Annotated in this window: 21 protein-coding genes and 1 pseudogene; 7 read left to right on the forward strand and 15 right to left on the reverse strand. The window is 69.1% G+C overall.

Annotation, left to right across the window (positions count from 1 at the left end):
- Positions 1-7: 7 nt before the first annotated feature.
- Both trpS and yhjD read left to right on the forward strand, forming a co-directional pair.
- Complete coding sequence (gene trpS, locus ACAG20_RS05710) at positions 8-1030, forward strand: tryptophan--tRNA ligase (protein ID WP_370491869.1); 1023 nt, start codon at positions 8-10, stop codon at positions 1028-1030.
- A 3-nt stretch (positions 1031-1033) separates the two neighbouring features.
- The gene (gene yhjD, locus ACAG20_RS05715; RefSeq protein WP_370491870.1) at positions 1034-1939 is read left to right on the forward strand and encodes an inner membrane protein YhjD; all 906 of its coding nucleotides are present in this window, start codon (positions 1034-1036) and stop codon (positions 1937-1939) included.
- An 8-nt stretch (positions 1940-1947) separates the two neighbouring features.
- Here the strand turns inward: yhjD and ACAG20_RS05720 are convergent, their stop codons facing one another.
- From ACAG20_RS05720 to ACAG20_RS05745, 6 genes are all read right to left on the reverse strand, one after another.
- Positions 1948-2220, reverse strand: coding sequence for a GNAT family N-acetyltransferase (locus ACAG20_RS05720; protein ID WP_112689512.1), 273 nt, complete (start codon positions 2218-2220; stop codon positions 1948-1950).
- A gap of 8 nt (positions 2221-2228) precedes the next feature.
- On the reverse strand, positions 2229-3359 hold the full coding sequence (gene nagA / locus ACAG20_RS05725; RefSeq protein WP_370491871.1) for an N-acetylglucosamine-6-phosphate deacetylase: 1131 nt from the start codon (positions 3357-3359) through the stop codon (positions 2229-2231).
- Positions 3356-4762: a sugar porter family MFS transporter gene (locus ACAG20_RS05730; protein ID WP_370492065.1), complete on the reverse strand. Its 1407-nt coding sequence runs from the start codon at positions 4760-4762 to the stop codon at positions 3356-3358. Before ACAG20_RS05730 ends, nagA begins: the two co-directional genes overlap by 4 nt.
- Before the next feature lie 41 nt (positions 4763-4803).
- Complete coding sequence (locus tag ACAG20_RS05735; RefSeq protein WP_370491872.1) at positions 4804-5184, reverse strand: DUF4345 domain-containing protein; 381 nt, start codon at positions 5182-5184, stop codon at positions 4804-4806.
- Positions 5181-6413, reverse strand: coding sequence for a D-alanyl-D-alanine carboxypeptidase family protein (locus ACAG20_RS05740; RefSeq protein ID WP_370491873.1), 1233 nt, complete (start codon positions 6411-6413; stop codon positions 5181-5183). The genes ACAG20_RS05735 and ACAG20_RS05740 overlap by 4 nt, the downstream gene beginning before the upstream one ends.
- A gap of 68 nt (positions 6414-6481) precedes the next feature.
- Complete coding sequence (locus tag ACAG20_RS05745) at positions 6482-7477, reverse strand: SMP-30/gluconolactonase/LRE family protein (RefSeq protein WP_370491874.1); 996 nt, start codon at positions 7475-7477, stop codon at positions 6482-6484.
- Positions 7478-7568: 91 nt separating this feature from the next.
- Here ACAG20_RS05745 and ACAG20_RS05750 point away from each other — a divergent pair, with 91 nt between their 5' ends.
- A complete protein-coding gene (locus ACAG20_RS05750) occupies positions 7569-8006 on the forward strand; it encodes a hydrogenase (RefSeq protein WP_370491875.1) in 438 nt (145 codons plus the stop codon).
- A gap of 28 nt (positions 8007-8034) precedes the next feature.
- Positions 8035-8937, forward strand: a complete 903-nt coding sequence (locus ACAG20_RS05755) for a sigma-70 family RNA polymerase sigma factor (RefSeq protein ID WP_370491876.1) — start codon at positions 8035-8037, stop codon at positions 8935-8937.
- A 51-nt stretch (positions 8938-8988) separates the two neighbouring features.
- Here the strand turns inward: ACAG20_RS05755 and ACAG20_RS05760 are convergent.
- From ACAG20_RS05760 to sdhC, 7 genes and pseudogenes are all read right to left on the reverse strand, one after another.
- Positions 8989-9606 (reverse strand): annotated as a pseudogene (locus ACAG20_RS05760) (carboxymuconolactone decarboxylase family protein); the annotation flags it as partial.
- Positions 9607-9612: 6 nt separating this feature from the next.
- A complete protein-coding gene (locus tag ACAG20_RS05765) occupies positions 9613-10404 on the reverse strand; it encodes a 3-oxo-5-alpha-steroid 4-dehydrogenase (protein ID WP_112687366.1) in 792 nt (263 codons plus the stop codon).
- A gap of 135 nt (positions 10405-10539) precedes the next feature.
- Positions 10540-10893 (reverse strand): DoxX family protein, encoded by a 354-nt coding sequence (locus ACAG20_RS05770; RefSeq protein WP_112687364.1) that lies wholly within the window; start codon positions 10891-10893, stop codon positions 10540-10542.
- A 158-nt stretch (positions 10894-11051) separates the two neighbouring features.
- Positions 11052-11843 (reverse strand): succinate dehydrogenase iron-sulfur subunit, encoded by a 792-nt coding sequence (locus tag ACAG20_RS05775; RefSeq protein ID WP_112687362.1) that lies wholly within the window; start codon positions 11841-11843, stop codon positions 11052-11054.
- Positions 11844-11920: 77 nt separating this feature from the next.
- Positions 11921-13675, reverse strand: a complete 1755-nt coding sequence (sdhA, locus tag ACAG20_RS05780) for a succinate dehydrogenase flavoprotein subunit (RefSeq protein WP_370491878.1) — start codon at positions 13673-13675, stop codon at positions 11921-11923.
- A 32-nt stretch (positions 13676-13707) separates the two neighbouring features.
- The gene (locus tag ACAG20_RS05785; RefSeq protein WP_013830073.1) at positions 13708-14175 is read right to left on the reverse strand and encodes a succinate dehydrogenase hydrophobic membrane anchor subunit; all 468 of its coding nucleotides are present in this window, start codon (positions 14173-14175) and stop codon (positions 13708-13710) included.
- Positions 14172-14603 (reverse strand): succinate dehydrogenase, cytochrome b556 subunit, encoded by a 432-nt coding sequence (gene sdhC, locus ACAG20_RS05790; protein ID WP_370491879.1) that lies wholly within the window; start codon positions 14601-14603, stop codon positions 14172-14174. Before sdhC ends, ACAG20_RS05785 begins: the two co-directional genes overlap by 4 nt.
- Before the next feature lie 222 nt (positions 14604-14825).
- Between sdhC and ACAG20_RS05795 the strand changes: the two genes are divergently transcribed.
- The 3 genes from ACAG20_RS05795 to ACAG20_RS05805 are packed head-to-tail and all read left to right on the forward strand — an operon-like array spanning position 14826 to position 17598.
- A complete protein-coding gene (locus ACAG20_RS05795) occupies positions 14826-15218 on the forward strand; it encodes a cytidine deaminase (protein ID WP_112687374.1) in 393 nt (130 codons plus the stop codon).
- Positions 15209-16513 (forward strand): thymidine phosphorylase, encoded by a 1305-nt coding sequence (locus ACAG20_RS05800; RefSeq protein WP_370491880.1) that lies wholly within the window; start codon positions 15209-15211, stop codon positions 16511-16513. The genes ACAG20_RS05795 and ACAG20_RS05800 overlap by 10 nt, the downstream gene beginning before the upstream one ends.
- The gene (locus ACAG20_RS05805) at positions 16510-17598 is read left to right on the forward strand and encodes an adenosine deaminase (protein WP_370491881.1); all 1089 of its coding nucleotides are present in this window, start codon (positions 16510-16512) and stop codon (positions 17596-17598) included. The genes ACAG20_RS05800 and ACAG20_RS05805 overlap by 4 nt, the downstream gene beginning before the upstream one ends.
- A 70-nt stretch (positions 17599-17668) precedes the next feature.
- Here the strand turns inward: ACAG20_RS05805 and ACAG20_RS05810 are convergent, their stop codons facing one another.
- Both ACAG20_RS05810 and ACAG20_RS05815 read right to left on the reverse strand, forming a co-directional pair.
- Positions 17669-18232, reverse strand: a complete 564-nt coding sequence (locus tag ACAG20_RS05810; protein ID WP_370491882.1) for an LGFP repeat-containing protein — start codon at positions 18230-18232, stop codon at positions 17669-17671.
- A gap of 230 nt (positions 18233-18462) precedes the next feature.
- Positions 18463-19734 carry a primosomal protein gene (locus tag ACAG20_RS05815; protein WP_370491883.1) on the reverse strand — a complete coding sequence of 424 codons (1272 nt, stop codon included), beginning with the start codon at positions 19732-19734 and terminating at the stop codon, positions 18463-18465.
- Positions 19735-19959: the final 225 nt, after the last annotated feature.

Consider the following 19959-nt stretch of genomic DNA (forward strand, 5'->3'; position numbering starts at 1 on the left):
AGAAACCATGAGCACTTCCGCAACCCGCCCCGTCGTCTTCTCCGGCGTCCAGCCCACCTCGGCGTCGCTGCACCTCGGCAACGCGCTGGGGGCGATCACCCACTGGGCGGAGCTGCAGGACGACCACGATGCGCTGTTCTGTGTCGTCGACATGCATGCCATCACCGTCCCGGGCTGGGACCCCGAGACGCTGCGCCGCAGCACGCTGGTGACCGCCGCGCAGTACCTGGCGCTGGGCATCGACCCGGCCCGCAGCGCGATCTTCGTCCAGAGCCACGTACCGGCGCATGCCGAACTGGCCTGGGTGCTGGGCTGTTTCACCGGATTCGGCCAGGCCTCGCGGATGACGCAGTTCAAGGACAAGTCGGCCAAGCAGGGCTCAGACTCGACGACCGTGGGCTTGTTCACCTACCCGGTGCTGATGGCCGCCGACGTGCTGCTCTACGACACCGACGTGGTGCCGGTCGGCGAGGACCAGCGGCAGCACCTGGAACTGGCCCGCGACGTCGCGCAGCGGTTCAACGCCCGCTTCCCCGACACCTTCGTCGTCCCCGAACCGATGATTCCCAAGGCCACCGCCAAGATCTACGACCTGGCCGACCCGACGGCGAAGATGAGCAAATCCGCGGCCACCGACGCCGGCCTGATCAGCCTGCTCGACGACCCGGCGAAAAGCGCCAAGAAGATCCGCTCGGCGGTCACCGACTCGGAGCGCGAGATCCGCTACGACCCGCAGGCCAAGCCCGGGGTCTCCAACCTGCTGACCATCCAGTCGGCGATCACCGGTGACAGCGTCGAGAAACTGGTGGAAGGCTACGCCGGCCGCGGCTACGGCGACCTGAAGAAGGAGACCGCCGAGGCCGTCGCCGACTTCGTGACGCCGATCAAGGCGCGGGTGGACGAACTGCTGGCCGACCCGGGCGAACTGCAGTCGGTGCTGGCCGCCGGCGCCGAACGTGCCAGCGCGGTGGCCGCGGCCACCCTCGCGCGGGTCTACGACCGGGTGGGATTCCTGCCGCCGCCGGCATGAGTCATGAATAACGCCGCCACAGACCAGGCCGACGGGTCCAAACCGGGCATCCTCGACCGGCTTCGGTCGCGTTACGGCTGGTTCGACCACGTGATGCGGGCGCAGCAGCGCTACGACGAGTGTCAGGGCAACTTCTTCGCCGCCGGGATGAGCTACTACACCATCTTCGCGCTGTTCCCGTTGGCGATGGTGGGGTTCTCCGTCGGCGGCTTCCTGCTATCGCGGCGGCCCGAGGTGCTCGACGAAATCGAGCGCCGCATCAAGCACTCCATTCCCGGCGAGTTCGGCGACGAGCTGGTGACTTTGATGGACACCGCTATCGGATCGCGCGCCTCGGTGGGTGCCATCGGCCTGGCGACGGCCGCCTGGGTGGGCCTGACCTGGATGGCCAACCTGCGCGAGGCGCTAACCGAGATGTGGGAAAAACGTTCGGAAAAACAGGGTTTCGTCTCGTCAAAGCTGTCGGACCTGGTTGCGATGGTGTGGGCGTTCGGCGCCATGCTCGCCACCATTGCGCTGACCGCGCTGGCCGATCCGAAGCTGATGCGCAAGATCCTGCGCTGGCTCGGTGTTCCCGACTTCGATCTGCTGGGCGCCTTGTTGCGGGTCGCATCGGTCGGGATGGCGGTAGGGGTGTCGTGGCTGTTGTTCACCTGGATGATCGCCCGGCTGCCCCGGGAGTCGGTCAGCCTGGCCAGCGCCGCGCGGGCCGGCGCGATCGCCGCGGTCGGCTACGAGCTGTTTAAGCAGGCCGGCTCGGTGTATCTGCAGTCGGTGGTCAACGGCCCGGCCGGGGCGGTGTTCGGCCCGGTGCTGGGCCTGCTGGTGTTCGCCTACGTCACCACCCGGCTGATCCTGTTCGCCACCGCCTGGGCGGCGACGTCGGCGGACAACCTGCGCGTGGATTGACCCCCACCTCAGCCGGCATACTCCGGGTGCTTGCCGACGTAGGCCTCCACGAACGAGCAGCTCGGCACGATCCGCTTGCCCGCGGCCCGGGTGTCGGCCAGCGCGAAGGCGATCAGCTTGGTGGCCAGCCCCTGGCCACCGAACGCCTTGTCGATCTCGGTGTGGTGGAAGTCCCGCTGATCGCCGCTGTCGCGGTAGGCGGCCAGCCCGGCCCGCACGCCGTCGACGCTGATCTCATAGCGGTGCTGCTCGGGGACATCGGTGATCGTCGGCTCGCTCATGGTTCTCCTTACCTCAGCCACATTCCGCGGCGCATCACCCGCACCAGCTGCAGGTCGGCATCCATCACCACCAGATTAGCCGCGGACCCGACGGCCAAAACCCCGGCGCCGGCGAGGCCGAGCACCCGGGCCGGGGTGGTCGCGGTCATGCGCACCGCCGCGGCCAGCGCCGCGTCGTTCTCGGTGGGGACGCCGCCCAGCAGGTTCACCGCGGTCGCGAACAGCCGGTCCATGGTCGCGGTGCTGCCGGCGATGGTGGCCGTGCCGCGCAGCCGGGCCGCCCCGCCGGCCACCTCCACGTCACGCCCGCCGAGCGTGAACGCCCCGTCGCCGGCCCCGGCGGCGGCCATCGCATCGGTCACCAGCGCGACCCGATCCGGGCCGGCGGTCGCCACGACGTGCCGGATCACCGCCGGATGCAGGTGTACCCCGTCGGCGATCAGCTCGACGGTCACCCGCGGATCGGCCAGCAGCGCCGGCACCGGTCCCGGGTCGCGGTGGTGCAACGCCCGCATCGCATTGAACAGATGGGTGCCGACGGTTGCGCCGGCGTCGATCCCGGCCTGCGTCTGGTCGTAGTCGGCGTCGGTATGCCCCAGCGCCACAATGATTCCCGCGTCGACCAGCCGCCGGATCATGGCCGGCCCGCCGGGCAGCTCTGGTGCCAGGGTCACCATCCGGATCGCGCCGTCGCCGGCGGCCAGCAGCGCAGCGAGCTCGGCGTCGTCGGGGGCGCGCAGCCAGGCGGGGTCGTGGGCGCCGCAGTGGTGCCCGCTCAGCCACGGCCCCTCCAGGTGGATGCCGTCCACCACGCCGCGCCGGGTGGCGTCGGCCAGCACGCGCACCTGGTCCAACAGCACCGCCGGGGCGGCGCTCACCAGGCTGGCCAGCCCGCCGGTGGTGCCGTGCGCGGCGTGCAGCGCGCCCGCGCGATCCGGGCCGTCGGGGTACCCGACACCCCCGCCGCCGTGGCAGTGCATGTCGATGAAGCCCGGTACCACAACGCAATCCGCGAACTCGATGTCGGCGTGCACGGGCCCGGTTCCGCACTCGGCGATCCGCCCGTCGGCCACCGAGACCCAGCCGGGCCGGCAGACCCGGCCATCGAGCACCACGGCGCCGGCGGAGATCACGGTCACGTCGACGCGCCGATCTCAGCCGACACCTGCTCTTCGGCGGGCCAGCGGCCGCCGTTCTCCCAGAAATGCCGGATGTCCTCGAGTTGCCGGCCCTTGGTCTCCGGCGCGTAGCGGTACACGAACGCCAGGCTCAACAGCGCCAGCACCCCGAACACCGCGAACGTTCCGGCGCCGCCCAGCGCGGTGAGCATGGTCAAAAACACCCCGGCGACAATCGCATTGGCCACCAGGTTCGAGGTCAGCATCGCCGACGATCCCATCGACCGCAGCCGCGCCGGCAGGGCCTCCCCGGCGTAGACCCACACCAGCGAACCGAACCCGAAGGTGTAGCCCGCGGTGAACAGCAGCACCCCGCCGAACTTGAGCGCCGCCAGCGCGTCACCGAACGCCGGGCCGGCCGCGAACACCGCGATCAGCAGCGCGTTGGCGACGACCATCGTGGCGATCCCCGACAGCAGGATGGGACGACGGCCCACCCGGTCGATCAACGCCAGCGAGACGAACATCGCCGCCAGCGCGGCCACCTGCACCAGCGCCGGCAGGATCAGCAGCGCGAAATCGCCTTCGAAACCCATCTTTTCGAACAGCCGCGGGCTGTAGTAGACGATCGCGTTGATTCCGGTGATCTGTATGAAGAACCCCAGCGTCACCACGAACAGCGTCGCCCGCAGATACGGCGGCCGCAGCATCTCGCGCAGCACCCCGACCCCGCTGCGGCGTTCCTCCTGCAGCGTCCGGCCGATCTCGGCGAGTTCGCGTTCGGCGGCCTCGATGTTGGGTTCGATGCGGCGCAGGGCGCGGTACGCGTCGTCGACCCGGCCCTGGAGCAGATACCAGCGGGCGGTGTCGGGGATGCGGGCCAGCAGCAGCGTCACCAGCACGGCGGGTACCGCGGCCAGCCCCAGCATCGCCCGCCAGTTGCCGGCCCCGGCCAGCAGGTAGGCGAACAGGTAGCCGGCGATGATCCCGACCACGGTGGCCACCCCGTAGGTGACCAGCAGCGCGCCGCGGGCAGCGGCCGGCGCCGACTCGGCCACGAACACCGGCACCACCACCACCGACACCCCGATGGTGACACCGAGCAGCAGCCGGGCCACGGTCAGCATCGACACCGACGTCGACGCCGCCCCCAGCAGCGCAAACACCGCGTAGCCCAGCGCCACCGAGACCATGGAGCGCTTGCGCCCGATCGCGTTGGCCAGCCACCCGGCGGCCAGGGCGCCGGCGATCTCGCCGATCACCGTTGCGGTGGCCACCATCTCCTGCTGGGCGGCGGTCAGCCCGAAGTCGGCCTCGATGAACAGCAGCGCGCCGGCGATGTTGGACAGGTCGTAGCCGTAGATCACGCCGACACTGGCGGCAGCCACCCCGACCAGCAGTGCCAGCGGCGAGGATCGGCGCAGTTCCCCGATTCGGCCCACCTAGCTCACCGTAGGGGATGGGATCAGCGCACACCCCGATCGGCCAGGGTGGCATACCAATAGGTCAAACCGGCCGCGACGAACTCGACAACACAGGCCACGGTGAACCACGGGTGGGGCATGCCCACGTCGGCCATCGAGATCAACCGGGACACCCCCAGCAGCGCCATGGTCAGCGCCAGTAGCCGCACCGCCCCGGCCGGGATCCGCGGTCGCCGGAACGCCTCGATATAGCCGATGCCGAGCCCGATCAACAGCGCACCGGCCGCCCGGCTCTCGCTGTCGACGGTCGCGTTGACGTCCTGGCCGTCGGGAATGGAGTCCAGCGACAGCGCCATCCGGCTCAGCCCGATCGCGATCAGCAGCAGCCCGGAGAACCCGCCGAAGGCCCGTAGCGCCTTCACCACGTCGAGGCCCGGCCCGGCCGGCGGTTCAGCGCGCGCGCACCCATGATGAGCGCGAACACGATGATCGTGCCGAAGATGCTCACCCCGACCCGCACCGGCACCGTGTCGCCGGCCGGCGCCAGCACCATCGCCTGCGGGCTGGGCCCGTCGGCGGGTGCCCGGGCGACCAGCGAGGGGTCGGGTTCGATCAGGGTGCCGACCCGGGTGCCGGGCGGGGTGGCGAAGCCGTAGTCGAGCAGCTGCGCGGCCTGCTGCCACGGCGGGATCGGCTGCCGGGTGCCGCGCAGCAGCACCGCCACCAGCCGGCGGCCGTCGCGGGTGGCCGCGCCCACGAACGTCTGCCCGGCGTCGTCGGTGTAGCCGGTCTTGCCGCCGAGGGCGCCCGGGTAGTTGTAGAGCAGCTGGTTGTCGTTCTCCAAGGTGTAGCCGGGCACGTCGCCGTAGCCGGGGAACGCGAAGTTCCGCGTGGCGACGATGTCGGCGAACACCGGGTTGTTCCAGGCGTAGCGGTAGAACAGCGCGATGTCGTAGGCCGAGGTGCTCATGCCCGGCCCGTCGAGCCCGGACGGGGTGGCGGCGCGGGTGTCGCGGCCGCCCAGCCTGGCGGCCAGCGCGTTGATCTTGTGCAGCGCCGTGTCCATGCCGCCGAGCTCGGTTGCCAAGGCGTGAGCGGCGTCGTTGCCCGACCCCATCAGCAGGCCGTGCAGCAACTGGTTGACGGTGAAGTCGCCGCCGGGGCCCACGCCGACACGGGTGCCTTCGGCGTTGGCGTCCTCCTGGGTGCCGGGGACGACCTTGGCCAGGTCCAGCTCGTTGATCGCCGCCATCGCGGTCAGCACCTTGATGACGCTGGCGGGCCGGTGCCGGCCGTGCGGGTCGCGGGCGGCGATCACCGCCCCGCTGTCCATGTCGGCCACCAGCCACGACTCGGCGGAGACATCGCCGGGCACCGGCGGGGTGCCGGGCGCGACGACGATTCCGCAACCGGCCAGCGCGTCGCCGCCGACCGGGGTGGCCGGCACCGGCAGCGGCAGTGGCGGCTCACCGGCCAGCGGCACCTCCGAGGCGTCGACGGCGGGCGGGGTGCTCACCTGGTAGGGGCAGCCGGCGGTTGCCGCGTTGAGGCCGGGAGTGGGGTCGGCCATCGCGGTGGGGGCGGCCAGGGGTGCGGCGGCGGTGAGAAAACCGACCGCGACCAGGGCTGATACCGAACGCGCAAAAGTCATCGTGTGTGCAGGGTAGGCGAACCGCGCCGCGAACCGCGGGAGCCACGCTGTGACTGGTGGTGCGGAAGTTACAACTGAAAATACGCCAGGCCCGGGCCGTTGATCCGGCCCAGCCACAGCCGATCGCCGGCTTCGACTACCCCGGTGGCCAGCCCGAACGCCGGATCGGTGCTGCGGAACTGGCTGAGCACCCGGCCGTCGTCGGCGTCGAAGCCGATGACCCACGCCCCGGACTTGGTGTCCGGCAGCCAGCGATACGGCAGCAACCGCCACAGCAGGGTGCGCAGCACCGGCGCGCGCGGCGAGAGCCACTCCGACAGCGCGTTGCGATCCGAGACCATCGCCACCCAGATCCGGCCGTCCCGCCCGGTGGAGATGTTGTCCGGATGGCCGGGCAACTCGCTCACCAGCCCGGTGATCGAACCGGCTCGCGGCCCGGTCAGCCAGTACTTGGACAACCGGCACCCGGTGCTCTCGGCGAACACCACCGCCGATTCGTCGGCGGTCAGCGTCACCCCGTTGGCGAAGTGCAGGCCCGACGCCAGCACCGTCGTCGCGCCGTCGGGGGTGCGCCGCAGCAGCGAGCCGCTGGCGCGGGCCTCGATCACCGAGGCCTTGTAGTACTCGTAGCGGAACCGGTCGGTGGATTCGGTGAAGTAGATGGTGCCGTCGGATGCTTCGACCGCATTTGAACAGAACGTCAGCGGCCGGCCGGCCACATGGCTGACCAGGGTTTCCAGTTGCCCGGATTTCGGGTCGAAGCGCAGCAGGCCGCGGTGGCTGTCGCAGATCAGCAGCCGGTGATCGCGGGTGAAGGCCAGCCCGAGCGGGCGCCCGCCGGTGTCGGTCATCACCCGCGGCGCGGCGGCGCCGGGACCGACCGCGATGATGCGGCCGTCCTCGACACCGGTCCAGATGGCGCCGTCGGCGTCGACGACGACGTCTTCGGCGGCGGTGCCGGGGATCTCGACGACGGTCAGCTTCGGCATCGGGTCGGGCGGGGGCAGCGGGCGCGACGGCGGGGGCCGCCAGCGGACGGGGGAGATGCGCGGCTTGGGGCCCATGTCGATGACATTAAGGCGGCCTCCGCCAATCCGGTTGGCAATGCGCCCGACGGAATAATGTCGTGGTTGGCGGCTGATGCGAGGAGGGCCGATGAGATATGTCGACAAGGGCCGGCTCCTGCTGTGGTTCGGCGTGTTGCTGTTCCTGCTGGGTTTGCTCACCGGTTTGGTGACCGGGCCGATGAACAACCCGCGGATGGGGTTGTCCTCGCATCTGGAAGGCGTGATGAACGGCGTGTTCCTCGTGGTGCTCGGTCTGTTGTGGGGCCGCTTGCGGCTCTCGGCGCGCTGGCTGACGGCGCTGTTCTGGTTGGTGCTCTACGGCACCTATACCAATTGGGCTACCACCCTGGCCGCAGCGATCTTCGGCACCGGCCGGACGACTCCGATCGTGGGGGCCGGTCACCATGGCGCCGCGTGGCAGGAGAATCTCGTCGACGCCGGTCTGTACAGCTTGACCGTGGCGATGCTGGCGGTCTGCGTGATCGCGCTGGTCGGCCTGTGGCCGGGCGCCGGCCGGCCGCAGTGAGGAACCCGCGCGCCTAGGCTGGGTTGCGATGACGACGGCGGTGGACGACTTCGAGGCGTTGCGGCCTCACCTGCTGGCGGTGGCCTACCGGCTCACCGGGATGTTCGCCGACGCCGAAGACATCGTGCAGGACGCCTGGCTGCGTTTCGATGCCGCCGAGCGTGACGAGATCGTCGACCTGCGGGCATGGTTGACGACGGTGGTGAGCCGGCTCGGCCTGGACCGGCTGCGCTCGGCGCCGCGGCGCCGCGAAACCTATGTGGGCGAATGGCTTCCGGAGCCGGTGGTGACCGGCGTCGACGAGCCGTTGTCGGCGGTGGTGGCCGGCGAGGACGCCCGGTTCGCCGCGATGGTGGTGCTGGAGCGGCTGACCCCGGATCAGCGGGTGGCGTTCGTGCTGCACGACGGCTTCGCGGTGCCGTTCGGGGAGGTCGCCGCGGTGCTGCACACCACCGAGGCCGCCGCCCGCCAGTTGGCGTCGCGGGCCCGCCGGGCCGTTGCCGCCGACCCGCCGCCGGAACCCGACCCGCGGCACGCCGAGGCGGTCGGATCGCTGATGGCCGCGATGGCCGCCGGTGACCTGGACGCGGTGGTGGCGTTGCTGCATCCCGACGTGACGTTCACCGGCGACGCCAACCGCCGGGCGCCGACCGCGGTGCGGACCATCCACGGCCCGGAGAAGGTGGCGCGGTTCCTGTTCGGCCTGGCGCGGCGCTACGGGCCAACGCTGCTCAGCGCGAACCAGTTGGCACTGGTCAACGGCGAGCTCGGCGCCTACACGTCCGGGGCTCCGGCTGCCGACGGGTTCGCCGAGCTGCTGCCCCGCGTCACCGCGATGACGGTGCGCGACGGCCTGGTCTATGCCGTCTGGGACATCGCCAACCCCGACAAATTCAGTGGTTCCCCGCTGCGCGGTGCCGCGAGCCTGTAGTTAGCGAGATGTGCACTCGCACTTTTGCACGCTAACTACAGTCTCGGGACGTCACTGGGCCCACGGCACCCGGCAGGCATCCCCCGAGCTGAACCCCTGCTCGGTGATGCCCAGCGCCGAATACATCCGGGCCCGCATGTTCTCGACGCCGATCTGATACGTCAGCTCGATGACGCCGTCGTCGCCGAATCGCGCGCGCAGATCGGCGACCTGGGCGTCGGTGACCGAGTGCGGATCGGTGGTGACGGCGTTGGCGTAGGCAATGGCGGCCCGCTCGTCGGCGGTGAAGCGCGGCGAGGTGGCGTAGTCGTCGATCTCCTTGAGGCGTTCGACGTCCAGGCCCTCCAGCCGGGCCAGCATGGCGCCGAAGTCCACGCACCACGAGCAGCCGATGGTGCGGGCGGTCCAGAACACCGCCAGATCGCGCACTTCGGCGGGCAGCTTGCGTGACGCGGACTGCAGCAATCCTTCATGCGCGGCGGCGGCGACCAGCAGTCGCCGGTGATGCGCGATGACGGTGAAGGGCTCGGGGACCTCGCCGAAGCGCCGTTTGGCGTAGCGGTACATCGCGCGGGTCAGCAGGCCGGTCTTCTTGGGGGACAGCGGTTCGATACGCGGTTGAGTGCTCATACCCGGTAGACGAGGCAACTCGGCTTGATGTGACGAGCAGGGGCCTCAGAGCAGGAACGGCACCAGCGCCTTGCGGTCGGTGGGGTAGTCGGCGAACTTCTCCCGGTACCAGCGGTGCGTCTGCAGGGCCCGGGGGATCAGGTTGCCCGCGGTGATCAACAGGATCACCACGCCGGGCAGCGCCCAGGTCAGGATCGCGAAACCCGTCCAGGCGATGAGCTCGCCCAGATAGGCCGGGCTGGTGACGAATCGGAAGCCGCCGCCGAACGGAATCCGGTACTCGGCGGCACCGGGGTTGTTCTTGTCGCGCAGGTTGCGCACGATCGACTCGGAGCTGATCAGCAGCGCGAACCCGCACAGGTAGATCACCAGGCCCACCACGAAACGCGGGTCGGTCAGCCAGGAACGGCCGTACTGCCCCAGGTAGTCGTGGCTGAACAGCGCACCGTTGAGGTAGCCGTGCATCGTCGTGACGAGCATGCCCATCACCACCACCGAGATGTTGAATGTGCTGCGCTTGCCGGGCACCTGCCGGATCGCCAGCGGGAAGAACCAGCCGCGGTTGGCGTAGTGCAGCGCCCAGATCCCGGCCAGCACCAGCGACGTCGGCTCGAACCGGGCCGGCCCGCTCAAGTAGGCGATGGCGAAGACCACCGTCGCCGGGATCTCCATCAGCCACCAGCCGAACTTCGGGTTCAGGTTGAACCCGAGTTTGGCCGAGGAGAACCGGCCGTAGGAGCTCTGGCCGAAGAAGCCGCCGATGATCACGAACGCGGCGAAGCCGAACGCGAAGGTCAGGACGGTGTCGTAGACGCTGTTCCCGGTGTACCAATGCATGTCAGATGGTCTATCACGTCGCGGTGTGGGCGCCGCGGGCCCGTCTCACTCAATGGCGGCTGACAACAGCACCGTGAGCCTGTAGTTGCCGTGACGCCCACCCGTAATTTCACACGCCAACTACAGTCTCGCGGTTTACATCGACACCACAACGAAACCCAGTGCGGCGGTGCACAACGCAAGCATGCCGCTCGCATTGACGAACAGGTTCCGGCCGAAATCGCCGGCCGCGACGTGCATCCCGATGGCGACTGTGAAATAGCCGACCAGCGCCGCACAGGTCAGCAACGCAAGCGGCGGAAACCAGATCCCGAGGATCAGGCCGGCTGCGGCTGCCACCTTCAGTACCGGCAGCACGCGCCAGAAGCGACGGGGAAACCGGACGTCGACCAGGCAGTCGCGGATGAAGTCGACGGGTTTCCAGCAGAGAGCCGCATCGGCGAACTGGATCCCGGCCAGCACGGCCAGCGGCCACCACGTGACGATCATGACTGAGCTCCTCATGGTGTACGACGAATGGGGATACACCGTGGAGACGAGACAGCTCGCGACAATGTGACGGATTTGCCGAGCAGTCGCGAAAGCCCCCAACTCGCGGCGGAATTGGGGGCTTTCGCGACTGCTCGCGCAAAATGGTGCCAGGGAAATCAGCGGGCGAACATCAAGGCCCGCTTGACCTCCTGGATCGCCTTGGTGATCTCGATGCCGCGCGGGCAGGCGTCGGTGCAGTTGAACGTGGTGCGACAGCGCCACACCCCGTCGACCTCGTTGAGGATGTCCAACCGCTCCGCGGCACCCTCGTCACGCGAGTCGAAGATGAACCGGTGGGCGTTGACGATCGCCGCCGGCCCGAAGTAGGACCCCTCGCTCCAGTACACCGGGCAACTGGTGGTGCAGATGCCACACAGGATGCACTTGGTGGTGTCGTCGTAGCGGTGCCGGTCGTGCTGGCTCTGGATCCACTCCCGGGTGGGCGGGTTACCGGAGGTGATCAGGTAGGGCTTGATCGCCTTGTAGGCGTCCATGAACGGTTCCATGTCGACCACGAGGTCTTTTTCCACCGGCAGCCCACGCATCGGCTCGATGGTCAGCGTCAGCTCCTTGCCCGGCTTTTTGGGCAGGATGTCACGCATCAGCAGCTTGCAGGCCAGCTTGTTGTTGCCGTTGACCCGCACCCCGTCGGAGCCGCACACCCCGTGCGCGCAGGAGCGCCGGAAGGTCAGTGTGCCGTCCAGGTAGCTCTTGACGTAGATCAGCAGGTTCAGCAGCCGGTCGGTGGGCAGCGCCGGCACCCGGAAGCTCTGCCAGCCATCGGTGGCGGCGTACTGGTCGGGGTTCTCCGGGTTGTACCGGGCGATCTTGAGCGTGACCATCCGGGCGCCCTCGGGGACCGGCGGCAGCGGCGGGTCACCGGCCGGCGGGCCGTCGACCAGCGCCACCGGTGCCGCGCTCGACGGACCGGGCGAGCAGCAGCCTGAATCTGATGAGCAGCAGCCGGAGTCAGCTGAAGAGGACATCAGTACTTCCGTTCCTTCGGTTCGTAGCGGGTCTGCACCACCGGCTTGTAGTCCAACCGGATGTCGGCGATCAGGTCGGTGCCTTCCTTGTAGGCCATGGTGTGGCGCATGTAGTTGACGTCGTCGCGGTTGGGGTAGTCCTCGCGGGCGTGCCCGCCGCGCGACTCCCGGCGATTCAGCGCACCGACCACGGTGACCTCGGCCAGCTCCAGCAGAAAGCCCAGCTCGATGGCCTCCAGCAGATCGGAGTTGAAGCGTTTGCCCTTGTCGTGCACGGTGATTCGGGCGTAGCGCTCCTTGAGCGCGTGGATGTCGCTCAGCGCCTGCTTGAGTGTCTTCTCGGTGCGGAACACCGCGGCGTTGTTGTCCATCGACTGCTGCAGCGCACCGCGGATGTCGGCGACGCGCTCGTTGCCGTGCTCGGACAAGATGTCGGCGACCCAGTTGACCACCATCTCGGCCGGGTTCTCCGGCAACTCGGTGAACTCGTGGGTGTTGGCGTACTCGGCGGCGGCGATACCGGCGCGACGGCCGAACACGTTGATGTCCAGCAGTGAGTTGGTGCCCAGCCGGTTGGCGCCGTGCACCGACACGCAGGCACACTCGCCGGCGGCGTAGAGCCCCGGCACCACCGCGGTGTTGTCGCGCAGCACCTGCCCGGTCACCGTGGTGGGGATGCCGCCCATCACGTAGTGGCAGGTGGGGTAGACCGGCACCAGCTCGGTGACCGGGTCGACGCCCAGGTAGGTGCGGGCGAACTCGGTGATGTCGGGCAGCTTCTCCTCGAGCACGTCCTCGCCGAGGTGGCGCACGTCGATGTAGACGTAGTCCTTGTTCGGCCCGGCGCCGCGGCCCTCGAGCACCTCGAGCACCATCGAGCGGGCCACGATGTCGCGCGGTGCCAGGTCGACGATCGTGGGGGCGTAGCGCTCCATGAACCGCTCACCGTCGGCGTTGAGCAGCCGGCCGCCCTCACCGCGCACCGCCTCGGAGATGAGAATGCCCAGCCCGGCCAGGCCCGTCGGGTGGAACTGGTGGAACTCCATGTCCTCCAACGGCAGACCCTTGCGGAAGACGACGCCCATGCCGTCACCGGTCAGGGTGTGGGCGTTGGAGGTGGTCTTGTACATCCGGCCCGAACCGCCGGTGGCCAGCACGATCGCCTTGGCGTGGAAGACGTGGATTTCGCCGGTGGCCAGCTCGTAGGCCACCACGCCGGTGGCCACCGGGCCCGACGGGGTGTCGGTGAGCACCAGGTCCAGCACGTAGAACTCGTTGAAGAACTCCACGTTGTGCTTGACGCAGTTCTGGTACAGCGTCTGCAGGATCATGTGGCCGGTGCGGTCGGCGGCGTAACACGCACGGCGCACCGGGGCCTTGCCGTGGTCGCGGGTGTGCCCGCCGAACCGGCGCTGGTCGATGCGGCCCTCGGGGGTGCGGGAGAACGGCATGCCCATGTTCTCCAGGTCCAGCACCGCGTCGATGGCCTCCTTGGCCATGATCTCCACGGCGTCCTGGTCGGCCAGGTAATCGCCGCCCTTGACGGTGTCGAAGGCGTGCCACTCCCAGTTGTCGTCCTCGACGTTGGCCAGCGCGGCGCACATGCCGCCCTGCGCGGCGCCGGTGTGGCTGCGGGTCGGGTAGAGCTTGGTCAGCACCGCAGTCCGAGCGCGGGGCGCGGCTTCCACCGCCGCGCGCATCCCGGCACCGCCTGCGCCGACGATCACCACGTCGTATCGATGTTCCTGAATCACCGCGATATCACCCGTTCGTAGGAGATCTGCCGTCAAGAAATGTTCGGATCGAAGCTCAGCAGCACGTAGCTGCCCAGCGCCAGCGTGAAGACCATCGACACCGCCAGCAGGCTCAGCAGCCAGAACCGGCTGCGGCCGCTGCGGGTGTAGTCACTGATGATGGTGCGCATGCCGTTGCCGCCGTGCAGCTGAGCCAGCCACAGCAGGCTCAGGTCCCAGATCTGCCAGAACGGCGAGCGCCAGCGCTCGGCCACGAAGTTGAAGTCGATCCGGTACACCCCGTCGTCCCACATCAGCATGATGAACAGGTGCCCGAGCACCAGGAAGATCAGTACGGCGCCGGAGAACCGCATGAACAGCCAGGTGTACTTCTCGAAGTTGGCCATCCCCTTGTGCCGGAACGGCGCGCGCGGGTCGCCCAGGCTGGCGGGCCGGTCGCGGTCCGGGCCGCGCACCGGGGCCAGCGCGCCGCGGCCGAGTTGCAGATCAGGTGTGCTCATAAGAATCGCTCCGCCATGTGCATGCCGATCCGGACCACCACCGGCACCATCACCACCAGCCAGACAGCGCCGACCGCCACCAGCATCTGGCGCTGCCAGCGGCAGCCCTGCCACCAGAAGTCGATCAGGATCAGCCGGACGCCGTTGAGGCCGTGGAATAGCACCGCGGCGACCAGGCCCAGCTCCATCAGGCCGACGAGCGGGGTCTTGTAGGTCGCGATCACCTCGGTGTAGGCCTGCGGGCTGACCCGCACCAAAGCCGTGTCGAGCACGTGGACGAACAGGAAGAAGAAGATGGTCGCACCGGTGATCCGGTGCAGCGCGAACGCCCACATGCCGGGGTCGCCCTTGTACAGACTCTGCCGCCGGGGACGCCGGGTGGTCGCCTGCGTCCCGGCTCCCGCCGTCTCGACGGATGTCGCCGTCATCTAGCGCCTCCAATATCTGTAGCCGCCATGCTTGCGGCAGCTACCCAACGCCATCGCTGTCAGTAAACCTCGGCTTGGACTCTAAACCCATCCACAGGGTCGAAACGACCTCGCCGAAGTTACCGACGGGTAGAAATGGTCGAAGTTAGGGTGACGTTCGACAAGCCGAACTGGACGGACAAGGTGACGTGATGGTCTCCGAACGATATGGGCGCAGCTGAGATGGCTGCCGTGGTCGACTGGGAAGTGTTGCGGCGCAATGCAATTTCGGTCGCCGCCAACGCCTATGCGCCGTATTCGCGGCTGCGGGTCGGCGCGGCCGCCCTTGCCGCCGACGGACGGTTGTTCACCGGCTGCAATGTGGAGAATGTCTCATATGGCCTGAGCCTGTGCGCCGAGTGTGCGGTGGTCGCCGCGCTGTGTACCGCCGGGGGAGGCCGGCTGGTGGCGCTGTCGTGCACCGACGCCGCCGGCAACCTGCTGATGCCCTGCGGCCGGTGCCGGCAGGTGCTGCTCGAACACGGCGGACCCGAGCTGCTCGTCGACCATCCCGCCGGCGCCCGGCGGCTCTCGGAACTGCTGCCCGACGCGTTCGGACCCGACGCATGGGGCTGAACCGCTCCTTTGACGCCCCGACCCTGATCGCCGCCAAGCGCGACGGTCAGCGGCTGAGCGACGCCGCGATCGACTGGCTGATCGACTCCTACACGGCCGCCGAGATCGCCGAAGAGCAGATGGCGGCGTTGCTGATGGCGATCTTCCTGCGCGGCATGGACACCGGCGAGACGGCGCGTTGGACCGCGGCGATGATCGCCTCCGGGGAGCGGATGGACTTCGGCGAGCTGCGGCGCGACGGGCGCCGGGTGCCGACCGTCGACAAACACTCCACCGGCGGGGTGGGCGACAAGATCACGTTGCCGCTGGTGGCGGTGGTCGCCGCCTGCGGTGCCGCGGTGCCGCAGGCCTCCGGCCGCGGCCTGGGCCACACCGGCGGCACGCTGGACAAGCTGGAGTCGATCGCGGGTTTCGACCCGGTGCTGCCGACGGCCCGGCTGCGGGAGCAGCTGGCAACCGTCGGGGCGGCGATCTTCGCCGCCGGTGCCCTGGCACCGGCCGACGCCAAGCTGTATGCGCTGCGCGACATCACCGCCACGGTGGAGTCGCTGCCGCTGATCGCCAGCTCGGTGATGAGCAAGAAACTGGCCGAAGGGGCGCAGGCGCTGGTGCTCGACGTCAAGGTCGGCTCGGGCGCCTTCATGAAGTCGCCCGGTCAGGCCCGGCAGCTCGCCGAGCTGATGATCGACCTGGGGGCGGCCCACGGCGTGCCGACCCGCGCCCTGCTCACCGACATGAACAGCCCGCTCGGGGCGACCGTCGGCAACGCCTTGGAGGTCGCCGAGGCACTCGACGTGCTGGCCGGCGGCGGGCCCGAGGACGTGGTGGCGCTGACCGTGGCGCTGGCCACCGAGATGCTGGAGCTGGCCGGGCTGGACGACCGTGAGCCGGCCGCGACGCTGGCCGACGGCACCGCGATGGACGCCTTCGCCGCGATGGTCGCCGCCCAGGGCGGTGATCTGAGCGTCGCGCTGCCGGTGGCGGCATGCTCGGAGACCGTCACCGCATCCCGGGACGGCACAATGGGGGAAATCGACGCGATGGCGGTGGGTATGACGGCATGGCGGCTGGGAGCGGGGCGCTCCCGCCCGGGTGAACGGGTGCAGGCCGGTGCCGGCGTGCGCATCCACCGCCGGCCGGGGGAGCCGGTCACCGCCGGCGAGGCGCTGTTCACGCTGTACACCGACGCGCCCGAGCGGTTCGGGCCGGCGCACGCCGAGCTCGACGGCGGCTACCGGATCACCGACGCCGCGGCGGTCCCAGCGCGCCCACTGATCATCGGAGCGGCCCCGTGACCACACCGCTGACCCTGGAGACGATCCGGCAGGCGCCCAAGGCGCTGCTGCACGACCACCTCGACGGTGGGTTGCGGCCGGCCACCGTCGTCGACATCGCCGGGCAGGTCGGCTACGACGGCCTGCCCGCCACCGACACTGAAGAGCTGGCGACCTGGTTTCGCACCCGCTCGCACAGCGGGTCGCTGGAGCGGTATCTGGAGCCGTTCAGCCACACCGTGGCGGTGATGCAGACCCCCGACGCGCTGTTCCGGGTCGCCGCCGAGTGCGTGGAGGACCTGGCCGCCGACGCGGTGGTCTACGCCGAGGTGCGGTTCGCGCCCGAACTGCACATCGAAGGCGGGCTGTCGTTCGACGCGGTGACCGATGCGGTGCTGGCCGGGTTCGCCGAGGGGGAGCGCTGGGCCGCGGCGGCCGGCCGCGACATCACCGTGCGCTGCCTGGTCACCGCGATGCGGCACGCGGCGCTGTCGCGGGAGATCGCCGAGCTGGCGATCCGGTTCCGCGACAAGGGCGTGGTCGGGTTCGACATCGCCGGCGCCGAGGCCGGCCACCCGCCGAGCCGGCACCTGGATGCGTTCGAGTACATGCGCGACCACAACGCCCGCTTCACCATCCACGCCGGCGAGGCCTTCGGGCTGCCGTCCATTCATGAGGCGATCGCGTTCTGCGGCGCCGACCGGCTCGGGCACGGGGTGCGGATCACCGACGACATCACCGTCGATGACGACGGTCAGGTACGGCTGGGCCGGCTGGCGGCGATCTTGCGGGACAAGCGGATCCCGCTGGAACTGTGCCCGAGCTCGAACGTGCAGACCGGCGCGGTCGGCAGCATCGCCGAGCACCCGTTCGACCTTTTGGCGCGCGCCCGGCTGCGGGTGACGGTGAACACCGACAACCGGCTGATGAGTGACACCACCATGAGCAAAGAGATGGCGGTGCTCGCCGAGACGTTCGGCTACGGCTGGACCGATCTGCAGCGGTTCATGGTGAATGCGATGAAATCGGCATTCATCCCGTTCGATCAGCGGGTGGCGATAATCGAGGAAGTGATCAAGCCGCGATTCGCGGTGCTGGTCGGCTGAATCCGCCGGGTCGCTGAAAGGCGAAAGCCGGACAACCGCGATTGCGATTGCCCGGCCTTCTCCAACGAGATCAGTGCTCGGTGACAGTGGCCTCCGGGTCGCCTTCCTTCCAGGTGATGATGCCGTGCTCGAAGGTGGTCTGCTTGGTCCCATCAGCGTTGGTGGTCTCATCGCTGGTCGGGTAACCGAGCTTGCCCTGCGAACCGCCCAGCTCGTTCCACTTGTCGCGGATCTTGCCCCACACCACGTATGACCGGGTGGTGTGAACGATCACGCCGCCGTCGAACTGCTGGTAGACGCCGCCGTCGGGGTTCTTCTGCTCGGCCCCGGTCGGCTCGCCCAGGCTCTGCTTGGCCTCGGCGTCCAGCGAGTCCAGCTTGGCCAGGATGGGGCCGGCGACGGTGTACTCCTTGCCGTCCGCGCCGGTCATCTCGGTGGAGCTGGCGGCGCCGCTCTCCTCGGTGGGGGTGGTGACCGCCGACGAGATCACCGAGCTGGCCGAGGATGCGACCGAGCTGGCCGAGCTCAGGGCCTCGCTGGTCTTCTCATTGGTGCTGCTGCAACCCGTGCCGATCAACCCGAGCCCCAAAACTGCGGCGGATACAGCTGCGGCTCGTTGTGTCGCCTTGCGCATGTGTAGTCCTTTCGAATTTGGAAGGGCCCCGCAAACCCACACGGCCCGGCCAGAGGTTATCGGCCAGATGTTATCGGGGATACGACCACCGGGCAATGAAATCGGGCAAATGGTTGCGGCAATTGTCGGTGAATTCCGGCGATACTTGCCGCCATACCCGCACCGCCGGCGACACCGATGATGCCGCCGGCCGCCGCGGCAGGGGCGAGAAGACGCTGAGTTCGGGCGCGTTACTCGCGCCGCAGCCGCGACTGCACGAACTGCTCGAGCTGCTCCCATTCCTTGACCGCCGGAGCGAACGGACGCTGCGGTTCGGCCACCGATTCCCGATCGAGCACATAGCCGACCATTCGGCCCAGCGCGCGATCCGGTTTGAGGGTTTCGGCGACCACGCCGTCCTCGGCGTAGCTGCCCACGTCCAGCAGGAACTCCACGGCCAGTTCAAGTTGCTCGCGGTCCACGGCGTCGGGCCCGTCGGTCAGGTCGTCGACCATCCCGGACAGCACGTAGACGTTGTCGTCGGTGATGTCGATGGCCAGTGAGCCGTCGGTCGCCGCGGTGCGGATGTCGTCGTAGGTGCTCAGATCCGACAGGTCGTGATCGTGCTCGTCGGCCAGGTAGCGGGCCAGGGCACGCTCGGAGTTGAACACGCTGATCCGGCCGTTGCGGCCGAGGAACACCGGCTCGTCGCCGAGGTAGCAGCGCAGCGTGAAGAACGTCCCGTTGTCGGTCATGATCCGGATCGGATCGATGCCCACCTTGGCCCAGAAGTCCGCGTCGCCGCCGAGCACCACGCGGTCACCGCGGGCGCGTTCGACGGCCGCCTCGGTGGTCTCGGTGCCGTCGGCGGTTTCGGCATCGGCGGCTGCCACCTCGGTCTCGGCCTCGGTCACCTCGACCGGGGGTTCTTCGGCCAGTTCGTCGGCTGCCCGCGACGACGCGGCGGCGTCGACGTCGGGTGTGGCGAGGACCCCTTCGATCGCCGCCAACACGTTGCTCCAGCTGCGGCCGATGATGTCGCCGATCTGGTTCCACCGCTTGCGGCCGGCCCGGCCGGTGAAGTTGTCGACGCCACCGGCGAGCGTGCCCAGGCTCGGGTTGCCGTTGAAGAACTTCGTCACCGCGGTCAGGTCGCAGACCGTCCCGATGGAGGACACGATCTCCAGGGCGTCGGCCACCGAGCGCACGGACTGCTTGCTGGGCTTGTCGGCCAGCAGTTCCTCGACCGCGATCAGGTCGTACTGGCGGTTGCGGGGCGGGTTGAGCTTGTGGGCGTTGGCCTCGACCAGCCGCGGCCAGGCGGGATGATCCGCCAGGTCGTTGTCGGTGTTGGTCCGCACGAACGCCACCAGGTCGGCCGCGGTGGCGAAGACGTAGAGGTCTTCGTCCTTGCCGAGGAACGCCTCCCACTCGTCACCGGCGTCGCGCCAGCGCGGCGCCCACAGCGTGTAGCGGTCACCGGCGGTCACCGCAAGACGGATCGGTACGAGGTCAGCTGCCATGGCGCACAGAGTAGCGAGGTGCCCGGTGGCTGCCCGAACCGGGATTAGCGCCGGGATCAGCGCCGGGATTGGCGACCGGATTGCCGACCGGATTGGCGACCGGATTGTCACCGCCCGCAACCGCGGATAAAGAATCCTGAATTTCTTGTGTTAACAATGGCGTCGCCCTCATCTTTTAGTTAGGTTCACTTTCGCCGGGGATGTGTGTGCAACGCATAAAGCCCG

The sequence above is a fragment of the Mycobacterium sp. pW045 genome (genome assembly GCF_041287085.1).
In the GTDB taxonomy this organism is placed as follows: domain Bacteria; phylum Actinomycetota; class Actinomycetes; order Mycobacteriales; family Mycobacteriaceae; genus Mycobacterium; species Mycobacterium algericum_A.